Source organism: Acinetobacter lwoffii (assembly GCF_024129595.1).
Taxonomy (GTDB): domain Bacteria; phylum Pseudomonadota; class Gammaproteobacteria; order Pseudomonadales; family Moraxellaceae; genus Acinetobacter; species Acinetobacter lwoffii_O.
On the sequence record NZ_JAMXXS010000017.1, the window covers coordinates 22622 to 39001 of the forward strand.

Below are 16380 nucleotides of genomic sequence, written 5' to 3' on the forward strand. Positions count from 1 at the left end.
AGGCGGCATGCTCTATTTGAGTTCTTGCACCAGCGTTGGAACAATCACGCCATCCACATTCATTTCAGTCGTATAAATGCCGTTGGCTACATTGAACTTGTTCACATGATAGCTGGAACCATAGATCGAGTCGAAACCATCACCTTTGGTAAAGACTTTCTTGTTGGCGGCCAGATCCAGTAAATGTGTGCCATCAATGAACTGCATATAGGTCTTCGCATCGACACCAACCCGCTTGGACATGATCTGTGCAGCGTCTTCTCGAGTCGCCGGGTCATTGATATATTTGACAGTTTTATCCCAAACCTGAATCACCTTTTTCCATTGCTCTTTATTGGCTTCCAGATGGGCAGGATTCACGGTCAAGGTATCGTAGATTAACCCCGGCTTGTCTTTAGAGGTAAAAATAATCTTGGAACCGGCCACCGCAGATAAAGCCTGATTTGCTACTGGCTGCCATACCGCAATTGCATCAATATCGGGAGTAGCAAAAACCTGTGGCAATTCATTGGTCATGGTATTGACCAGTTTGACCTCATTCAGGCCAACTTTGGCATCATCCAGTGCAGTGGACAGTAACAAGTGATCGACCAGACCTTTTTCAGTGGCTACGGTTTTACCGCGCAGATCCTGAATCGAATTAATGCCATTCTTGGCAATAATCACGTCATTTCCAGCTGAATAATCGGTCGCCATGATCATCACGCCCTTGGTCCCGCCAGAGCCAGTGACCAGATTATCACCATTAGTGACCATGACCGCATCCAGCTGGTTGGCAGCAAAAGCTGAAAGTGAGGCTGAATAGTCAAACCATTTAAAATCAGCATTGACTCCAGCTTCCTCTAACCAGCCTTTTTCAATCGCAACTTGCCACGCAACCCAACCCGGCCAGTCGCTATAACCAATCCGGATGGGTTGAGTATTTACAGTACCTTCAGCCTTGGCATTTGGTTCAGGTACTTTAGCGGTATTGTCACAACCGCTTAAAAGGATTGCAGACAGTACGGAAACTGACATCAGTGCTTTTTTGATCATTTTGCGACTTCCCCTATGCATTCACATTTAAATTTGGTATTTGAAAGTTGTTTAGATTTCATAAATTCACGCCAGCCACCGAAATGACTAATATCTGTTGCATCCTCAAGTGCATAGCCTTCACAGATAAAGCCTTTGACCCAAGTACCATCAATCAGCTGGACATTGCCGATCCCCAAAGGTGCCGGAACTTCTGCAACAATGTCTCCGAACAGTGCACGCGGAATGTCCCAGACTTCGACTTCAATTGAACAACCTTTCGCGTTGTATTGGAGGCCGGGTTTTGGTGGTGTGGTATTTTTTAAAGCATAGAGTTTGTAATGCGAAGCAGTCCGGGTCTGCTTGATCAGGGTGCCACTGCATGTGGTCAGCTGAAAGTTCAGCGGCATTCTACTTAGATGTGCACCGACGACAGCCAGTTTGACGCTGTGATCCGATGAGATTTCAGTTGTTTTTTCATAGCTAAGTTCAGAGGTGCCTAGCTTTAACTGGCTCGATTGCTGCCATTTTTGCCCGAATTTGGCCAGTGCTTCATCCATCCAGGCTGGCGCAATAAAGGTCACACCCGTTGGAAGACCATCAGCACGAATGCTATTTGGTAGCGCCAAAGCCGAAAGATCGGCAAAATTGACAAAATTGGTATAAGCGCCCATGTGGCTGTTTTTTACCAGAGGATCGGCTTCTACTTCTGCAATGCGATAAATGGTGGGTGCAGTAGGCACCATCAAGGCATCATAATCTGCCAGTGTATTTTGAATAACACGGCTCAGGTGGGCACGTTCATATTCATCCTGCATGACATCGACCGCATTGAACCGGTCTGCCTGCGCAATAATCTGGCCAATGACCGGATGGGTCTGCTCGCGTTGTACCATTTTTTCCACGGCACTAGTACGTTCAGCCACCCAAGAGCGGTTGTAAAGTGCAGTCGCCAGTTGCTGAAATGGAGCAAAATCAATCGGCTCAACCGTATAACCCAAGCTTTGTACACGTGCGATCGCCAGCTGGAATGCTTTTTCAGTTTCAGCATCGCCATAAAATTCCAGTGTATCCGGAATGGCAATTTTCCCTTTTGAAAATTGGCTCGGTACATTCTGAGGATGCATTCTGGAATAATCATCACTGGCATCATAGCCCTGCATGACTTGCGCCACCTGCCAGGCATCATCCACCGTTAAGGCAAAAATCGAAATCACATCGATGGTGCGACAAGCCGGAATCAGGCCTGTAGTCGAGAACCAGCCTTTGGTCGGTTTGAGTCCTACAATGTTATTGTGTCCTGCAGGTACACGTCCTGAACCTGCAGTATCTGTACCCAGTGAAAATGGCACTAATCCGTTTGCGACGATTACGCTGGAACCTGAACTCGAACCGCCACTGATATATTCAGGATTAAAGCTGTTCTTCACCGCGCCGTATGGGGAGCGCACACCGACCAGACCTGTCGCAAACTGGTCCAGATTGGTTTTACCCACGACAATCGCGCCGGCAGCTTTTAATTTGGCTACTGCGGTTGCATCGGAAGTTGCCAGATAAGCTACCTCTTTACATGCTGCTGTGGTATAGAACCCTGCAACATCAATATTGTCCTTGACTGCAAATGGCACCCCATAAAGTGGCAAGCTTTCAATATCTGCACCAGTCAATGCATCAATTTGTGCCTGTAATTGTGCTGCTGTTGCAATTGAAATCCAGGCATGATCGTCATTATTCAATCCGGCAACATACTCAATCAGGTCACTAAGCTGGATATTGTTATTCTGGTAGGCGTGTTGCCAGTCCTGTACAGTCCATAAGTTGTGCACAGCTGTTCTCCTTAAGTGTGTTCGGTATTTTGTGGAATGGGTGGCATGACGGCATCCATCAGTTCGAGATGCCCTTTAATCACGCCTTTCAGTGCAATAAATTGTTCGCTAATTTCTTTCAGATCACTGCTCGCGCCCTGCATCAGCATGACTTGCAGAATTTTTTCATCATCCAGCTGGATATGAAGCGAATTGATCACTTGTGCCAGATACTGCTGCTGCAGATCGACCAGCTGACTGCGCAGCGGTTTCAAGCTGACGTCATAGAGCAAGGTAAGCGTGCCAACCATGACTTCATCGCGAATCACCAGATCATCAATCAGGTGACGGTTAATCATGTCGACAATGGCCTGCGAGCGGCTTTCATAGTGCTGCTCGACAATTTTTTGATCCATCGCATGTAGCGTTGTTTCTGGCACGGTAATACTGATCCGTGCCAATTTTTGTTTAGGCACGATGTTGATCCTTGGGTTGATATTGGGAAGACTGTTTAATGTGAAAGCCTGCACGTACGCTGAGCAGCTCAACCAGAAAGTGAAGCCATGGATGCATTTTTTTATTTGATGTCGGATTGTTCATGTGCATCTCCTAGGGATATTACAAAACCAGAATTTCGTATTACTTAGGAAAATGCAGAAAGCGTGCCAATTTTTAGTTATTTGGATGAGGTAAATAAACTTGCTTAAAAGGGCGAAAAAAAGCCCCATAACATTGAAATGGGGCTTGTTCTAAAGCAAAAGTAAGTTTTGTATTTCACCGGTTTATTCCATTTTGATTGCTCATGTCCTTGCTATTCTTTTTATACATGAATGGTTAACCGATGTTTGTGATTATGAGTGATCAAGTGTATTGCTCTCCTCTATTTATGTTGTATATAAATAAATGCATTAAGCGTGCCACAATATACAAATAGAATAAATTTAAGCAGAATGCGTGGGAAATTAATTACATACGTAAAAAGAGGCAAAACAAGAATGATTTATTTTTTAAGAATGCCTAAAAAATATGCCATTTTGCACCATTGGGGTTCGAGTGTGCATCAAAGTGTGGCTGAGTGATTCAGACCGTTATCTATCTAAGTGTTATTCTTCTAAAATAAAGACCAACTAGATTTGATCAATCACTATTTTATAACTCATTTGAAAAGTGATGAATTACTGCTAAATTAGCTCCCATATTTGGGGGCATTTTTATGACAGAAAAATTATATTATTGGGCCGAAAATTTAGAAAATTACAGTTCTAATAATGATATTGAATACGATGAAATTATTGAAATAAAAAGACTGAATTTTTTTATTGGTAAAAATAATGCGGGTAAAAGTAAATTTCTACGTACATTATTTAAAATGAGAGGTGGTCAATATTTGTATAATTCTACTCAATTTAGAAAATTAAAATCTTTCCATAAAAAAATAGTCTCAAATAAATTTGATCCCCGTTATGAAGAATTTATTAATCTTATGAACGATACTCTCACTGTGCAAAGCTATACTACCGCTTCTCTTGCATTTAAGTCTGTAATGCATTCCTTATATGAAAATGGATTATTAAATCAAATATATTCAAATAACAATATTGATATAGCATTAGATTTATTTCATCAAGAAACAACTAATATTCATAAAATATTTTCAAATATGAAATTCTACATCCCTATTTTAAGAGGTATGCGCCCTGTCACTGAAATAGAAAATAAACAGCCATATATCGAACGTGCTCAAAAAGATTATTTCCCAAATAAAGACAAATTTGATTCTAAAAATATTATTACAGGTGAATGCTTATACCATGAACTTCAAATTCACTTGTTAGGTAAACCAAAACAGCGTGAGTTAATAAAAAATTATGAAGAAAAATTAAGTCAGTATTTTTTTGACAATGAACCCATCACGCTCATTCCATTCATAGGTAAAGATGATAACGGTCATGTCAATGATGTTGTACATATTAAAATTGGAGAAGATGATCAGTTTCCAATTCATAGATTAGGCGATGGTCTTCAGCAAGCAATCATTTTGACATACGAAGCATTTATTAAAAAAGAAGAAATACATGCTTTCTTCATAGAAGAGCCTGAACTACATATGCACGCAGGTATGGTTCGTCAACTGATGAACTTCTACCTAAACGAAACACCTCATTATTATTTCTTTACAACTCATTCCAACCATTTACTTGATATGGCGGATGAGTCTGACCAAGTCATGATTCAGAAGTTTATAAAACAGCCTAAAGAAGAAGACCCTACTAAATTTGATTTTAAAATTTATCGTTGTGACAGAGATCGCGACTTACTTGCTTCATTAGGTGTGCGTCCTTCTTCTGTTTATTTGGCTAACTGTACGATTTGGGTCGAAGGCATTACAGATCGACTATATATCACTAAATATATGGAAAAATATTTAGCAGAATTAGAAGAATCGAATGAAAATCTTTATAAAAAATACCGTCGCTTTATGCCGAACTATCACTATACGTTTGTAGAGTATGCAGGTAGTAATTTAGTTCATTGGTGCTTTAGCGACGATTACGCAGATCAATTAGAAGATAAAGGGCTGAGTGCTAAAGCAGTCGCAAGTGAAATGCTACTCATAGCTGATGGCGATATTCATAATAAAGCAGATCGAGTGCATGTTCTAAAAAGTGAGTTGAAAAAAGATAATTATTTAATTTTAGAGTGTAAGGAAACAGAAAACACTCTGCCTAAAGAAGTAATTATTAGGGTGGCTCATAAAAAATTTAGCAAAATGAAAAACAAAACTAAGCAAGGATTTACTATAGAAAATTTAGATTCAATCACTGCATCTGATTACTTTGATCATAAAGATTATGGAATAGGTAAACTATTAGACGACCAAATGCGAAATACTAGAACATCCACTGACAAAACGGCATTTGCTGATGGTAAAGGTGTAGGTACGATCAAATACAAATTAGACTTCTGCCGTGAAATCATCAAAGATTTCGATGAAAAACCTGATTGGGAACTTACACCAAAAGCCAAAGCGTTATGTGAACGAATATTTAAGCATATCGAAAAATGTAATTCTTAAATCTCCCCTAACCCCTCTTTAATAAAGAGGGGAAATTCCCTCCTTTGAAAAAGGAGGGTTAGGGAGGATTCTTTAAGCCACTGGCGCCAACGTAAACAATACCTGCCCCGTTTTTACCGTCTGCCCTTTTTCAATGGTAATTGCATCCACACGCATACGCTCAGGTGCAATAATTGGTATCTCAATCTTCATCGCTTCAATCACAGCTAAGGTTGCACCTTCTTCCACAATATCCCCCGACTGACATTCAATTTTCCAAATTGAACCCGGCATATGCGATTCCACCGCACAACCACCATCAGGGATTTCAACACCTTCAGCATCATCTACAGCATCCAGACTTTCAGAGACATATTCCGCAAGACCTGCTTCATGCCAGCGACGGCGCTCTGCATCAAAGTTGGCTTGTTGCACCGCTTTAAATGCCGAAATAGATTCTTGGTTTTCAGTTAAGAAGTCGTTGTATTCTTTTAGATTCAATACACCATCTTCAATGCGTAATTTTAAACGCCCTGCTTTAAAGTCCTCACGCATTTGCATGAGTTCCGCTTCAGACACTTCATAAAACTTAATTTGGTCAAAGAAGCGCAGTAACCACGGCATACCTTGCTCAAAATCAGGGTTTTTACGGTAGCGTGACCACATTTGCGAAGTACGACCGACAAACTGATAGCCACCCGGACCTTCCATACCGTAGACACACATATACGCACCGCCAATACCCACAGCATTTTCAGGTGTCCATGTCCGTGCAGGGTTATATTTGGTGGTGACCAAACGCTGGCGCGGATCAAGTGGCGTTGCCACAGGCGCACCCAAGTACACATCGCCCAAGCCCATGACCAAATAACTGGCGTTATAGACCACATCTTTCACAGCTTGTTTGTCTTTTAAGCCATTAATACGACGGATAAACTCGATATTGTCAGGACACCACGGTGCATCAGGTCGCACAGTTTGCATATAGCGTTCTGTTGCGAGTTGGGTTTGTGAATCTTCCCACGCAAGCGGTAAATACACGGTGCGTGATGGCACTTGCATCTCGGTCACATCAGGCAGTTGTTCTTCTGCGACTTGAAGCATACGCAATAAATCAATTTGATCGAGCTGAGTCGAATCAAAATGAATTTGCAGTGAACGAATACCCGGTGTCAGGTCAATAATGCCTTGAATATTTTGATCTTTGACCCATTGCATCAGCGCATGAATACGGAAACGTAGGTTTAAATCTAAAACCAATTCGCCATATTCAACGAGCATATAGTTATTGCCCGCAGGGCGATACACCACATCAGGAGTGCCATTTTGACCTTTTAACGTATCTAAAATGGCAGATTTTAAGGTGCTGATTTCGGGATAGAACGATTCATCAAAGGTCACCGCTTGTGTATCTTGAGCAGTTAATTGCGCATGATATTTTTCATTGAGTAATTTCGCTTGATGGTAGCTGACAGGCAAAAATTTGACTTTATCGCCTGCTTTGAGCTGACCGAGTTTCCATAGTTCAGAGTTGATCACCACCGCAGGACAAACAAAACCACCAAGGCTTGGACCATCTGGCCCTAAGATAATTGGCATATCACCCGTAAAGTCGATCGCACCAATCGCATAGGCATTGTCATGAATATTGGATGGATGCAGACCTGCTTCGCCACCGTCCTGACGTGCCCATTCTGGTTTAGGACCAATCAAACGGATACCCGTACGGCTGGAGTTAAAGTGAATTTCAAATTCGTTAGCAAAGAAAATATCAATGTCGTTTTTGGTAAAGAAATCAGGCGCACCATGTGGACCATACATCACCGCAATTTCCCAAGTATTGGAGAATGTCGGGATTTGATTTTCACTTAATGCATTCACTTCATCGGATGTAAATGCCGTGATTGGAAGCATATCGCCAATCAGCAAGTTACGCCCTGCATGACCGCCAAACTGACCTAGGGTAAAGGTCGCTTGTGAGCCTAAGTATTCAGGCACATTCAGACCGCCTTTAATGCCAATGTAAGTACGGCAACCTGTAGCGATCTTGCCACATTTTAAAATTTGACCTTTGCGCACATTCACGGTTTGCCACATTGGCACAGACACACCATCCAACGTCGATGGCATATCACCACCTGCCAATACAATTTGACTATCACAATGGAATTTTAAGCTTGGGCCTTGCAAGGTACATTCGAGCCCTGCGGTATTTGGTGCATTGCCTAACAGTTGGTTCGCAACATTTAAAGACAGCGGATCAATCGCACCTGATGGCGGTACGCCGACATCCCAATAGCCCAAACGGCCTGTGACATCTTGCACGGCGGTTTGAATGCCCGCTTGTAGCACTTCAATTTTTTGAGTTTTCCACTCAAAGGTATTTAAAAAACGTGTGGTTTGCGTACCGGCTTTAAAGACATTGCAGTCGATAATGTTTTGTAGATATTCAAGGTTGGTTTCAATGCCCGCCACTTGGGTTTTAGCGAGCGTAACTGTCATGGCTTGAATTGCAGAATCACGATCATCCGCAGTCACAATAATTTTGGCAATCATCGGGTCATAGAAAGATGAGACGTTTGAACCTGTTTCTACCCAAGTTTCATTACGCGCGTTGGCATCGAACTCAACATGCGTCAAAAGTCCTGCACTTGGTTGGAAGTTTTTGATTGGATCTTCGGCATAAAGACGCACTTGAATTGAATGTCCTTGTGACTCAAGTTTTGATGTTGGTGCAACCCAATCGCCACTGCCTAAAGTCACCATCCATTCCACAAGATCGACACCAAAGACTTGTTCAGTAACGCCATGTTCCACTTGTAGACGGGTATTCACTTCCAAAAAGTAGAATTCTTGCGTGTCAGTATCCATCACAAATTCAACCGTACCAGCCGAGCGGTAATTCACTGACTGCATCAATTGAATCGCAACGTTTTGGATATAAGCACGTTGTTCATCTGTAATGTGTGGTGCAGGTGTTTCCTCAATCACTTTTTGGTTACGACGTTGCACCGAACAATCACGCTCGCCTAAAGCTAAAACTAAGCCATTGCCATCACCAAAGATTTGCACTTCGATATGACGCGCATTTTGCACAAATTTCTCGAGGTACAAGCCTGCATCTTTAAAGTTCGCTTGCGCTAAATACGACACGGTTGTGTAAGCATCTTTCAGCTCCTCCGCATTCCACACCAAACGCATGCCAATACCACCACCACCTGCGGTACTTTTCAGCATCACAGGATAGCCAATACGCTCAGCCTCAAGCAGGGCTTCAGCTTCATCAGCCAATAATTGGCTACCTGGCAATAACGGTACATTGGCTTGAATCGCCAATTCACGTGCAGTGTGTTTCAGACCAAATGCTTTCATTTGCTCGGCATTTGGGCCCAAGAACACAATGCCTTGTGCTTCACAGAGATTACAGAATTCGGCATTTTCAGACAGGAATCCATAGCCCGGATGAATCGCTTGCGCACCGGTATATTTGGCCACTTCTAAGATTTTATCGACATTCAGATAGCTTTGGCTTGCAGGTGCATCACCAATAAAGACCGCTTCATCAGCTAAAGTCACATGCAAGGAATCACGATCTGCTTCCGAATACACCGCAACCGATTGGATGCCTAATTTTTTAAGGGTACGGATGACACGACAAGCAATTGCACCACGGTTGGCGATGAGAACTTTATTAAACCCATATTTTAAAGTCATAGTCTTATACCTCGCCTTCACGGACAATCAGTTGAATTTTTGTTGGGTTATAGGCATTACATGGGTTATTTAGTTGTGGGCAGTTTGAGATCAACACAATCAAATCCATCTCAGCTTTAATTTCCACATATTTGCCCGGTGCAGAAATCCCATCATCAAATTTCAGGTGACCATCTGAAGTTACAGGTACATTCATAAAAAAATTAATATTTGGACCGATATGGCGCACATTCAGACCATGCTTTTTCGCAATCGGATGTTGTGACAATGTAATCATGAAATTGTTACGGCAACTGTGCATTGGGTATTTATCATGCGCATAACGGACTGTGTTACTTTCACATGAACATGCACCGCCTAAAGTGTCGTGACGACCACAGTTATCATCATGAATGGTGGCGATTTTATTACCAAAGTTGGTATATAAGCTTGTGCCTTTCTCTAAATAAATTTGACGATTCATCGCCAAAGTATCAGTTGCGCTATAACGCTCTTCTGGGTTTGAAGCGGAAATAAATAAAGTATCCACCGCTTGGTTGCCTTCAAGATCAACAATACGGAAATACTGGCCTTTTTTGACTTCACACATCCATGCTTCACCGGCAGGACAAACTTCGCTAAGTACTGATTTTTCTAGGTTTACGAGTGCAGTCATGATCATTCCCCTTAAGCAGTTAAAGCGTAGTAGCGGTTATTATTTTGAAACGCACGCTGATTTTGCGGGCATGAGTCACGGCAGACATCGGTGTCGCCTAAAGGCAGTGCTTTAAAGAGTGAGAGCTGAATATCGGCTGGTGCATATTCATTAGAATTGTCGAGTGCATGTGGTGCGCTGGATAAAAACACCAAACAATCCATTTCAAAGCGTAGTTCAATCACTTGATCGGTATTATCAGATACGACATAAGACAAGTTGCCGTTGTCATCCGGTGCAACTTTTGAAAATAGGTTTAAGCTACTACTAAGATCCGTCGCCGATAAGCCAAATTTGGTCATCTCTAAAAGCAAGCTGTCTTTACCGTTGCGGTACATGTCGTTACGCGCATCTTGGAAGCTTTGCTTGCCAAACTGTTGTTCGATTTGCTGTGCGGTACTTGGCGCACAAAAGGCATCATTCCAACCATGGTCATCTTTAACAATCGAGATCATCGCACGACCTAAATCAGACGCCAAAATGTGCCCTGTACTTAAAAATGCGCTGTGTTGACCTTTTAAGCTGTCTGGCATGTTATAGGCTTCAAGCTTATCTTCGCTATTCACACAAAACAGTGAAACATTGGCATTTGCGCCTAAAGATTTAAGTTGTAAAACTGCGCCACGCTGGATGCGTGCTGACCAGTGGTGTCCACCCGGTAAACGTTCAGTCCAGAGGACTTGATCTTCGTGATAAGTAGTTGTGCTCATATGCATCCATCCCAATCTTGTACGGTTTACCTCCCGGGCTTTTATCCCTCCGTGTAGCTTGAGCTTGAAACTTAAGCCGTGAACTCTCGGTCGCAGACCTACATGAATCTTCATGTATCGGAACCCTAGATCACTTTATGATTGAGTAGATAGATGCAAAGGACGTGCCAAACTGGTAATACTATTTTTTATATTCGTAATACTTTTTTTTGAGATGGAACTGATCACTTCAGGTGCAAGGCTCTGAAAAAGGCATCAAGATGTACCAAAATAAAAAAATCCCGGCTTGAACGGGGAGTTTAAAATCTAGAGATGAGAACTCAATCAAACTATTTAAGTTGTAGAGTTATTTACTTAAAATCTCATGCAGCATATTGCGTAACCATTGATGGCTGGTTTTATGATGACAGGACATATGCCAATACTGCTTTACGGAATAGGTCGGGAACGCAATTGGCGCATTAAAGATCTTGAGATTGCCACGTGATAACAGGACTTCACTCAAATAATAAGGCACGGTCGCAATCGCATCGGTTTCCTGCACTACCAGTCCGACTCCCAGATAACTTGGCAGACGCATCAGAATGTCACGCTTAAGTTCCAGATTCAGCAATTCATTTTCAATGTGGTAATGCCCCATCCCGGCATCAATATCGATATGGGTTTCACGTAAATACTCTTCGGTCGTGATGCAGTCACCCGTTAGTCGCGGATGGTCTTTCGCCGCGATCACCACATAATACTGTTCAAACAGTTTCTGCTGATAAAAGCCATTCTCCAGATTTGGCAAGAAGCCCAAAGCCAGATCAATCTCACCATTGGCCATTTGATAACTGGTTTCCGAGGTAATCGGACGCACATTCAGACGGATATGGGATGCATGCTGCTTCAGATACTGGGAAATTTTTGGCAATAACACCAGATGCGATACATCGGTCATCGCCAGTGTAAAGCGCTGCTGTGAAGTGACCTGATCAAAATTGATCGTAAAATTATTGATTGCTTCAACTTTGCTCAGTGCTTCGCTGACCAAGGGAAAGAGCTGTTTGGACAGATCCGTAGGTAGCATCTCATTGCCAATACGTAAAAATAAAGGATCACCATAATGCTGGCGAATTTTATTCAGCAGATTGCTCACCGCAGGCTGGCTCATATCTAAATGATCGGCTGCCTGAGATACGTTTTTAAATTTATAGACATAATAAAAAATACTGAGCAATTTACAGTCAAGTTCAAACACAGAAATACATTTCCTTTAACTTTCTCCTCATTCGGACAGGTCTTTCATCCGCATAAGTCTATTGAGGGTCAGATTAAAATATAACACTTCGCAACTATTTTCAGGATTAAACTCGCTGTAATTTTCCGAAAAAAATACTTTTACCAGATGAATAAATTCATTAAAAAGTATTCCAGTGCAAAATTTACAACCAGTTCGCTCAGGTCAGTTAAACATTTAAATCGTATGCGATATACTCAGCCCCACCGAATAAATGGTAAAAATACAGAGAAATCTTATATGTTTCAGGATAAAAAGCTGGTCTGTTTTGATCTAGATGGTACGTTGATTGATTCTGTAGGCATCTGGAATCAGGTCGATGCAGCCCTGATTGATGAGCTCTCCAACAGAAAAGTCGATTTACATGAGATTCAGCAACAGCGCGATCTTCAACTTACCGCCTTGAGACATATGTCAGATCCTTATCTGGAATATTGTGGATTTTTAAAAGAACAATACGGTTTTGAACCAGCTAAAGAAGAAGTAAAAAATCGTCGTTATAGTATTTCCCGACATTTTCTTGATTATATCGTCGAGTTAAAACCTCAGGCAGACCTCCTGATTCAGGCTTTAAAACAGCAACAGATATCACTGGCTTTGACCACCACCACCAGTTTATTCAATGTACAGCGCTATCAGGATAACAATCGAAATATTAACTCTAAAATCAGCTTTGATGAGGACTTTTCCTTGATTCTCACCCGTGAAAATGTCCAGAACATTAAACCTCATCCCGAAGTTTATCTGAATGTTTTGCAAGCCTTTAACCTTCGACCTGAGGAATGTCTAATTATTGAAGACTCTCTAGTCGGTGTAGAAGCAGCAAATCATGCGGGCATCGAGGTAGTGGGAATTTATGACCAGCACTCCGCTCATGAAATAGATTTGATCAAAGCCAAAGCAAATTATTATGTCGAAAATTTTGCTGAATTATTAAGTTCATTCAATAACAACATCCACTAAAAAAGATGCCATGAAGCATCCTTGTTCATGACATCTTGAATACTATTTGTGGCTTAAAAATCTTGCTGACTATTTGGCTTTTTTATAGATTGAGCCTGAACCAACCAGATTTCCGGTTTTCTCATCGATTGCAAAATCGACCATACCTGCACCTGCGTTCAACTGAAGCATGCCATTTTCGTTCACTGCAGCGGGCATTGGATTCTTTTTCTCGGTTTTACCGGTTTCCTTATCTTTGATCGTATTGGTAATCAGATAATTTTCACCATTTTTTGAAATAACCAGAATATTTTCAAGTTTTGGATTTTCCACGGTGTTTTTCCAGTTGCCCTGATAATCTGGTGCGGGTGCTTCAGTGGTGTTACAAGCAGTTAAAAGTACTAATAATGGAATTGCTGAAAAATATTTAAGATGTTTCAAAACTGAGACCTTAAGTGTAACGACGCGGCCATTATAGAGAGAAGCCCTTAGGGCTGAAGCAGGTTGTTGTAGGCAAAGCGTTTCAGTAGTACTGGATCTGTTTTGCTTTCGTCATTTTTTGAAATCTGTATCCATATTTTATTCATAACAGGATTATTCTAATGATATTAAATCTGATAAAACTTAAAAAAAATTCCTCAATAGACCATCCAAATCTATTGAGGAGTACCAAAATGGTGAATAAGTAAAGCTTAAAAATTATGACAATAGTTTCGCTTTAAAGTAGTTGAATACAGATTTGGCAGCATGGGTTTTTTCAACCACCTGCTCAGTCCAGTGATTCGGTAGAGAACATTTAGCCAGACCTACCCACACTGTAGAAAACTGTTTCATGAAGCTGGCTTCGTTATAGTGAATACCATATTCTGCACAGAGCGCTTTGATTTTTGGCGCAACCTGCGCATAGCGATTGGCGGGCATGTCCGGGAATAGATGATGCTCAATCTGATGACTCAAATTACCACTCAAGATATGTAGCCAAGTTGTTCCACTAAAATTGCTCGAACCGCGAATCTGGCGTAAATACCACTCGGCACGGGTTTCATTGTCGGTATTGTCCATTTCAAAGGTTTCAGCATCTTCAGTGAAATGACCGTTAAAAATGACGGCAGAAGCCCATAGACTGCGAATCACATTGGCCACCGCATTTCCGGTAAATACCGGAATGGCATTTGGCCCGGCAATGATCGGAAAAAATACATAATCTTTTAACACCTGACGGCGCATTTTTTGGCGCAAAGGTGCTGCCTCTTCCCAGACTTCTTTCCAGGTCTTTGTTTTATAAGCAATCACATCTTCCAGATGCAGGCGTTGCAAGCCAACATACCATTCGAAAAATACCATTAACTGAATGCCCAGTGGAATATTAAACAGAAAGCGTGGTTCCCACTTTTGCGATTCACTGACCCGAATCAGACCATAACCGACATCATGATCCATTCCGACGATATTGGTATAGGTATGATGAATATAGTTGTGCGTATATTTCCAGTCATCGCCGGTTGAAATCGTATCCCAATCATAGGTCGCACCGTTCAGACTCGGATCGTTCATCCAGTCGAACTGGCCATGCATGACATTGTGACCGAGTTCCATATTTTCCACGATTTTGGAAAGACCGAGCAGACCTGTCCCCGCCAGCCATACCGGTGGCAACCAACCGGCAAACATCAGCATGCCGCGTGAGGCAATTTCGCTATAGCGGACAAAGTTGCGGATTTTATAAATATATTCGGCGTCTTTTTCCCCCAGATCATCCATGACCTCGCGGCGGATCGCATCAACTTTGGCACCGAATTCCTCAATCTGTTCAGGACTAAGAAATTGGCTTTTGCTATGTCGTTTAAAATCAATTTGCATATTCATGGGAGCACCTTCTTATAGTTTAATTAATGGCTTATCAATAGTTTATAAATTAATCACCACAGGACTCACTGCCTGAGAAATGCACAGTTTGATCTGGGTATTATTACCATGATCAATTTCACCGGTCAGGACATTTCGTACCGAACCACTGACCTTGGTACAGGAACAGGTATTGCAGATACCCATTCGGCAGCCATGCGCTGGTCTCAAGCCGGATTTTTCGGCACTTTCCAGTAAGTTGGACTGGGCTTGAAATTCCTGCTGCGATCTTAAAAACCGTACCGGCTGTGCTTTAATTTTTTCATCGACCACAATCTGGAAATATTCCGAATGAAAATTGGATTTCAATTCCAGTTTATCAACGATGCGAAGTGCGGCCTTCATCATCCCGGCGGAGCCACAAGCATAAATTTTTCGTTCTGCAAAGTCTGGCACCAGCTCTTGCAATAAGCTCTGCGTCAGATGCTGCTGGTGTTCCACGGTATTGAAATGGTGATATTTCAAGTTTGGATGCATAAGAGCCAATGTTTTCAGTTCAGCATGAAAGGCATCATCTCGAGTGAAATAAATCAGGTCGATCTGTTCCAGAGACTGAATGACTGCTTTTTGCAGCAAGGAGTAAATGGCGGTAATACCACTACCTGAAGCCAGGAATAAAATCGGCTGGGTGGATTTTTGCAATGTGAACTCACCTTGGGGCTGAGATATTTCAACCACCGCACCAATTTGCATCAGACTTAAGGCACGTGACACTTTACCCTGCTGTTTAACCGCAATGATCAGATCACCATTTTTCAATACCGTCACCACAGAATAATGTCGCTGATGTCGTATGCCATCGAGTCTAACAGTCACTGCAATATTCTGGCCGGCCTGAAATGACTTGGCTTTAAAATTATGATTTGGACGTAAGTGAATTTTGAAAAAGTCAGGGCTGATGGCTTGAATGCCCATAACGGCAGCCTTAACTTTTTTGATTGCCCAAGTTGGATGGATTTTTTCACCAATAAAATCAATGAAATCTTCCCGGATCCAATGCGGCTGATAGGTTGGCATGCTTGTCATTTTTATCCCCTTATCCGCAGACAGTTTCATTAATGTACAACTGTCTAATTATTATATTGCTCAGGATAAAGAATTCTCACATTCAGACCATGTCAATACAGGTCAAATTATGTGCCTAAGCCATATAATATGACTTTTTGTCGGACAATATCATCTAAAAGTATCGATCAAGACTATATGGATTGAGAAAAAGCATTTTTAAACAGACAACGCTGCTTAGCCTGTACATAAAAAAA

13 protein-coding genes and 1 riboswitch are annotated in these 16380 nt (G+C 41.8%); of the genes, 2 read left to right on the forward strand and 11 right to left on the reverse strand.

All coding sequences use genetic code 11. The annotated features are described in order from the left end of the window. Positions 1 to 12 precede the first annotated feature (12 nt). The 4 genes from NI466_RS09500 to NI466_RS15935 are packed head-to-tail and all read right to left on the reverse strand — an operon-like array spanning position 13 to position 3419. Entirely contained in the window at positions 13 to 1035 is a 1023-nt protein-coding gene (locus NI466_RS09500) for an ABC transporter substrate-binding protein (protein WP_044110883.1), read from the reverse strand. Further along, positions 1032 to 2840: an allophanate hydrolase gene (gene atzF / locus NI466_RS09505; protein ID WP_253173412.1), complete on the reverse strand. Its 1809-nt coding sequence runs from the start codon at positions 2838 to 2840 to the stop codon at positions 1032 to 1034. Before atzF ends, NI466_RS09500 begins: the two co-directional genes overlap by 4 nt. Positions 2841 to 2851: 11 nt before the next feature. Beyond that, positions 2852 to 3295, reverse strand: a complete 444-nt coding sequence (locus tag NI466_RS09510; protein WP_004280384.1) for a CopG family ribbon-helix-helix protein — start codon at positions 3293 to 3295, stop codon at positions 2852 to 2854. Next, positions 3288 to 3419: a hypothetical protein gene (locus tag NI466_RS15935; protein WP_004647016.1), complete on the reverse strand. Its 132-nt coding sequence runs from the start codon at positions 3417 to 3419 to the stop codon at positions 3288 to 3290. The genes NI466_RS09510 and NI466_RS15935 overlap by 8 nt, the downstream gene beginning before the upstream one ends. Before the next feature lie 613 nt (positions 3420 to 4032). Between NI466_RS15935 and NI466_RS09515 the strand changes: the two genes are divergently transcribed. Next, positions 4033 to 5895, forward strand: a complete 1863-nt coding sequence (locus NI466_RS09515) for an AAA family ATPase (protein WP_253173413.1) — start codon at positions 4033 to 4035, stop codon at positions 5893 to 5895. A 72-nt stretch (positions 5896 to 5967) separates the two neighbouring features. Here the strand turns inward: NI466_RS09515 and uca are convergent, their stop codons facing one another. The 4 genes from uca to NI466_RS09535 form a co-directional block, all read right to left on the reverse strand. Further along, on the reverse strand, positions 5968 to 9588 hold the full coding sequence (uca, locus tag NI466_RS09520) for an urea carboxylase (protein ID WP_253173414.1): 3621 nt from the start codon (positions 9586 to 9588) through the stop codon (positions 5968 to 5970). Between the two features lie 4 nt (positions 9589 to 9592). After that, positions 9593 to 10243, reverse strand: a complete 651-nt coding sequence (locus NI466_RS09525; RefSeq protein WP_253173415.1) for an urea amidolyase associated protein UAAP2 — start codon at positions 10241 to 10243, stop codon at positions 9593 to 9595. A gap of 11 nt (positions 10244 to 10254) precedes the next feature. Next, positions 10255 to 10992 carry an urea amidolyase associated protein UAAP1 gene (locus tag NI466_RS09530; RefSeq protein ID WP_253173416.1) on the reverse strand — a complete coding sequence of 246 codons (738 nt, stop codon included), beginning with the start codon at positions 10990 to 10992 and terminating at the stop codon, positions 10255 to 10257. Positions 10993 to 11020: 28 nt separating this feature from the next. Continuing rightward, positions 11021 to 11132, reverse strand: a riboswitch (guanidine-I (ykkC/yxkD leader). A 206-nt stretch (positions 11133 to 11338) separates the two neighbouring features. After that, the gene (locus tag NI466_RS09535) at positions 11339 to 12232 is read right to left on the reverse strand and encodes a LysR family transcriptional regulator (protein WP_005106887.1); all 894 of its coding nucleotides are present in this window, start codon (positions 12230 to 12232) and stop codon (positions 11339 to 11341) included. Between the two features lie 279 nt (positions 12233 to 12511). Between NI466_RS09535 and NI466_RS09540 the strand changes: the two genes are divergently transcribed. Continuing rightward, complete coding sequence (locus NI466_RS09540) at positions 12512 to 13234, forward strand: HAD family hydrolase (RefSeq protein ID WP_253173417.1); 723 nt, start codon at positions 12512 to 12514, stop codon at positions 13232 to 13234. A gap of 69 nt (positions 13235 to 13303) precedes the next feature. Here NI466_RS09540 and NI466_RS09545 read toward each other — a convergent pair whose 3' ends face one another. From NI466_RS09545 to NI466_RS09555, 3 genes are all read right to left on the reverse strand, one after another. Then, positions 13304 to 13654 carry a hypothetical protein gene (locus tag NI466_RS09545; RefSeq protein WP_004280391.1) on the reverse strand — a complete coding sequence of 117 codons (351 nt, stop codon included), beginning with the start codon at positions 13652 to 13654 and terminating at the stop codon, positions 13304 to 13306. A 258-nt stretch (positions 13655 to 13912) separates the two neighbouring features. After that, a complete protein-coding gene (locus tag NI466_RS09550) occupies positions 13913 to 15079 on the reverse strand; it encodes a fatty acid desaturase family protein (protein ID WP_004647028.1) in 1167 nt (388 codons plus the stop codon). A 42-nt stretch (positions 15080 to 15121) separates the two neighbouring features. Continuing rightward, complete coding sequence (locus NI466_RS09555; protein ID WP_016807072.1) at positions 15122 to 16144, reverse strand: flavin reductase family protein; 1023 nt, start codon at positions 16142 to 16144, stop codon at positions 15122 to 15124. Between the last annotated feature and the right edge of the window lie 236 nt (positions 16145 to 16380).

Bases quoted from the DNA above. Each gene is read 5' to 3' on its own strand.
- NI466_RS09525 (WP_253173415.1), bottom strand. From the start codon at position 10,243: ATGACTGCACTCGTAAACCTAGAAAAATCAGTACTTAGCGAAGTTTGT.
- NI466_RS09530 (WP_253173416.1), bottom strand. From the start codon at position 10,992: ATGAGCACAACTACTTATCACGAAGATCAAGTCCTCTGGACTGAACGT.
- NI466_RS09540 (WP_253173417.1), top strand. From the start codon at position 12,512: ATGTTTCAGGATAAAAAGCTGGTCTGTTTTGATCTAGATGGTACGTTG.
- NI466_RS15935 (WP_004647016.1), bottom strand. From the start codon at position 3,419: ATGAACAATCCGACATCAAATAAAAAAATGCATCCATGGCTTCACTTT.
- NI466_RS09515 (WP_253173413.1), top strand. From the start codon at position 4,033: ATGACAGAAAAATTATATTATTGGGCCGAAAATTTAGAAAATTACAGT.
- uca (WP_253173414.1), bottom strand. From the start codon at position 9,588: ATGACTTTAAAATATGGGTTTAATAAAGTTCTCATCGCCAACCGTGGT.
- NI466_RS09500 (WP_044110883.1), bottom strand. From the start codon at position 1,035: ATGATCAAAAAAGCACTGATGTCAGTTTCCGTACTGTCTGCAATCCTT.
- NI466_RS09555 (WP_016807072.1), bottom strand. From the start codon at position 16,144: ATGACAAGCATGCCAACCTATCAGCCGCATTGGATCCGGGAAGATTTC.
- NI466_RS09550 (WP_004647028.1), bottom strand. From the start codon at position 15,079: ATGAATATGCAAATTGATTTTAAACGACATAGCAAAAGCCAATTTCTT.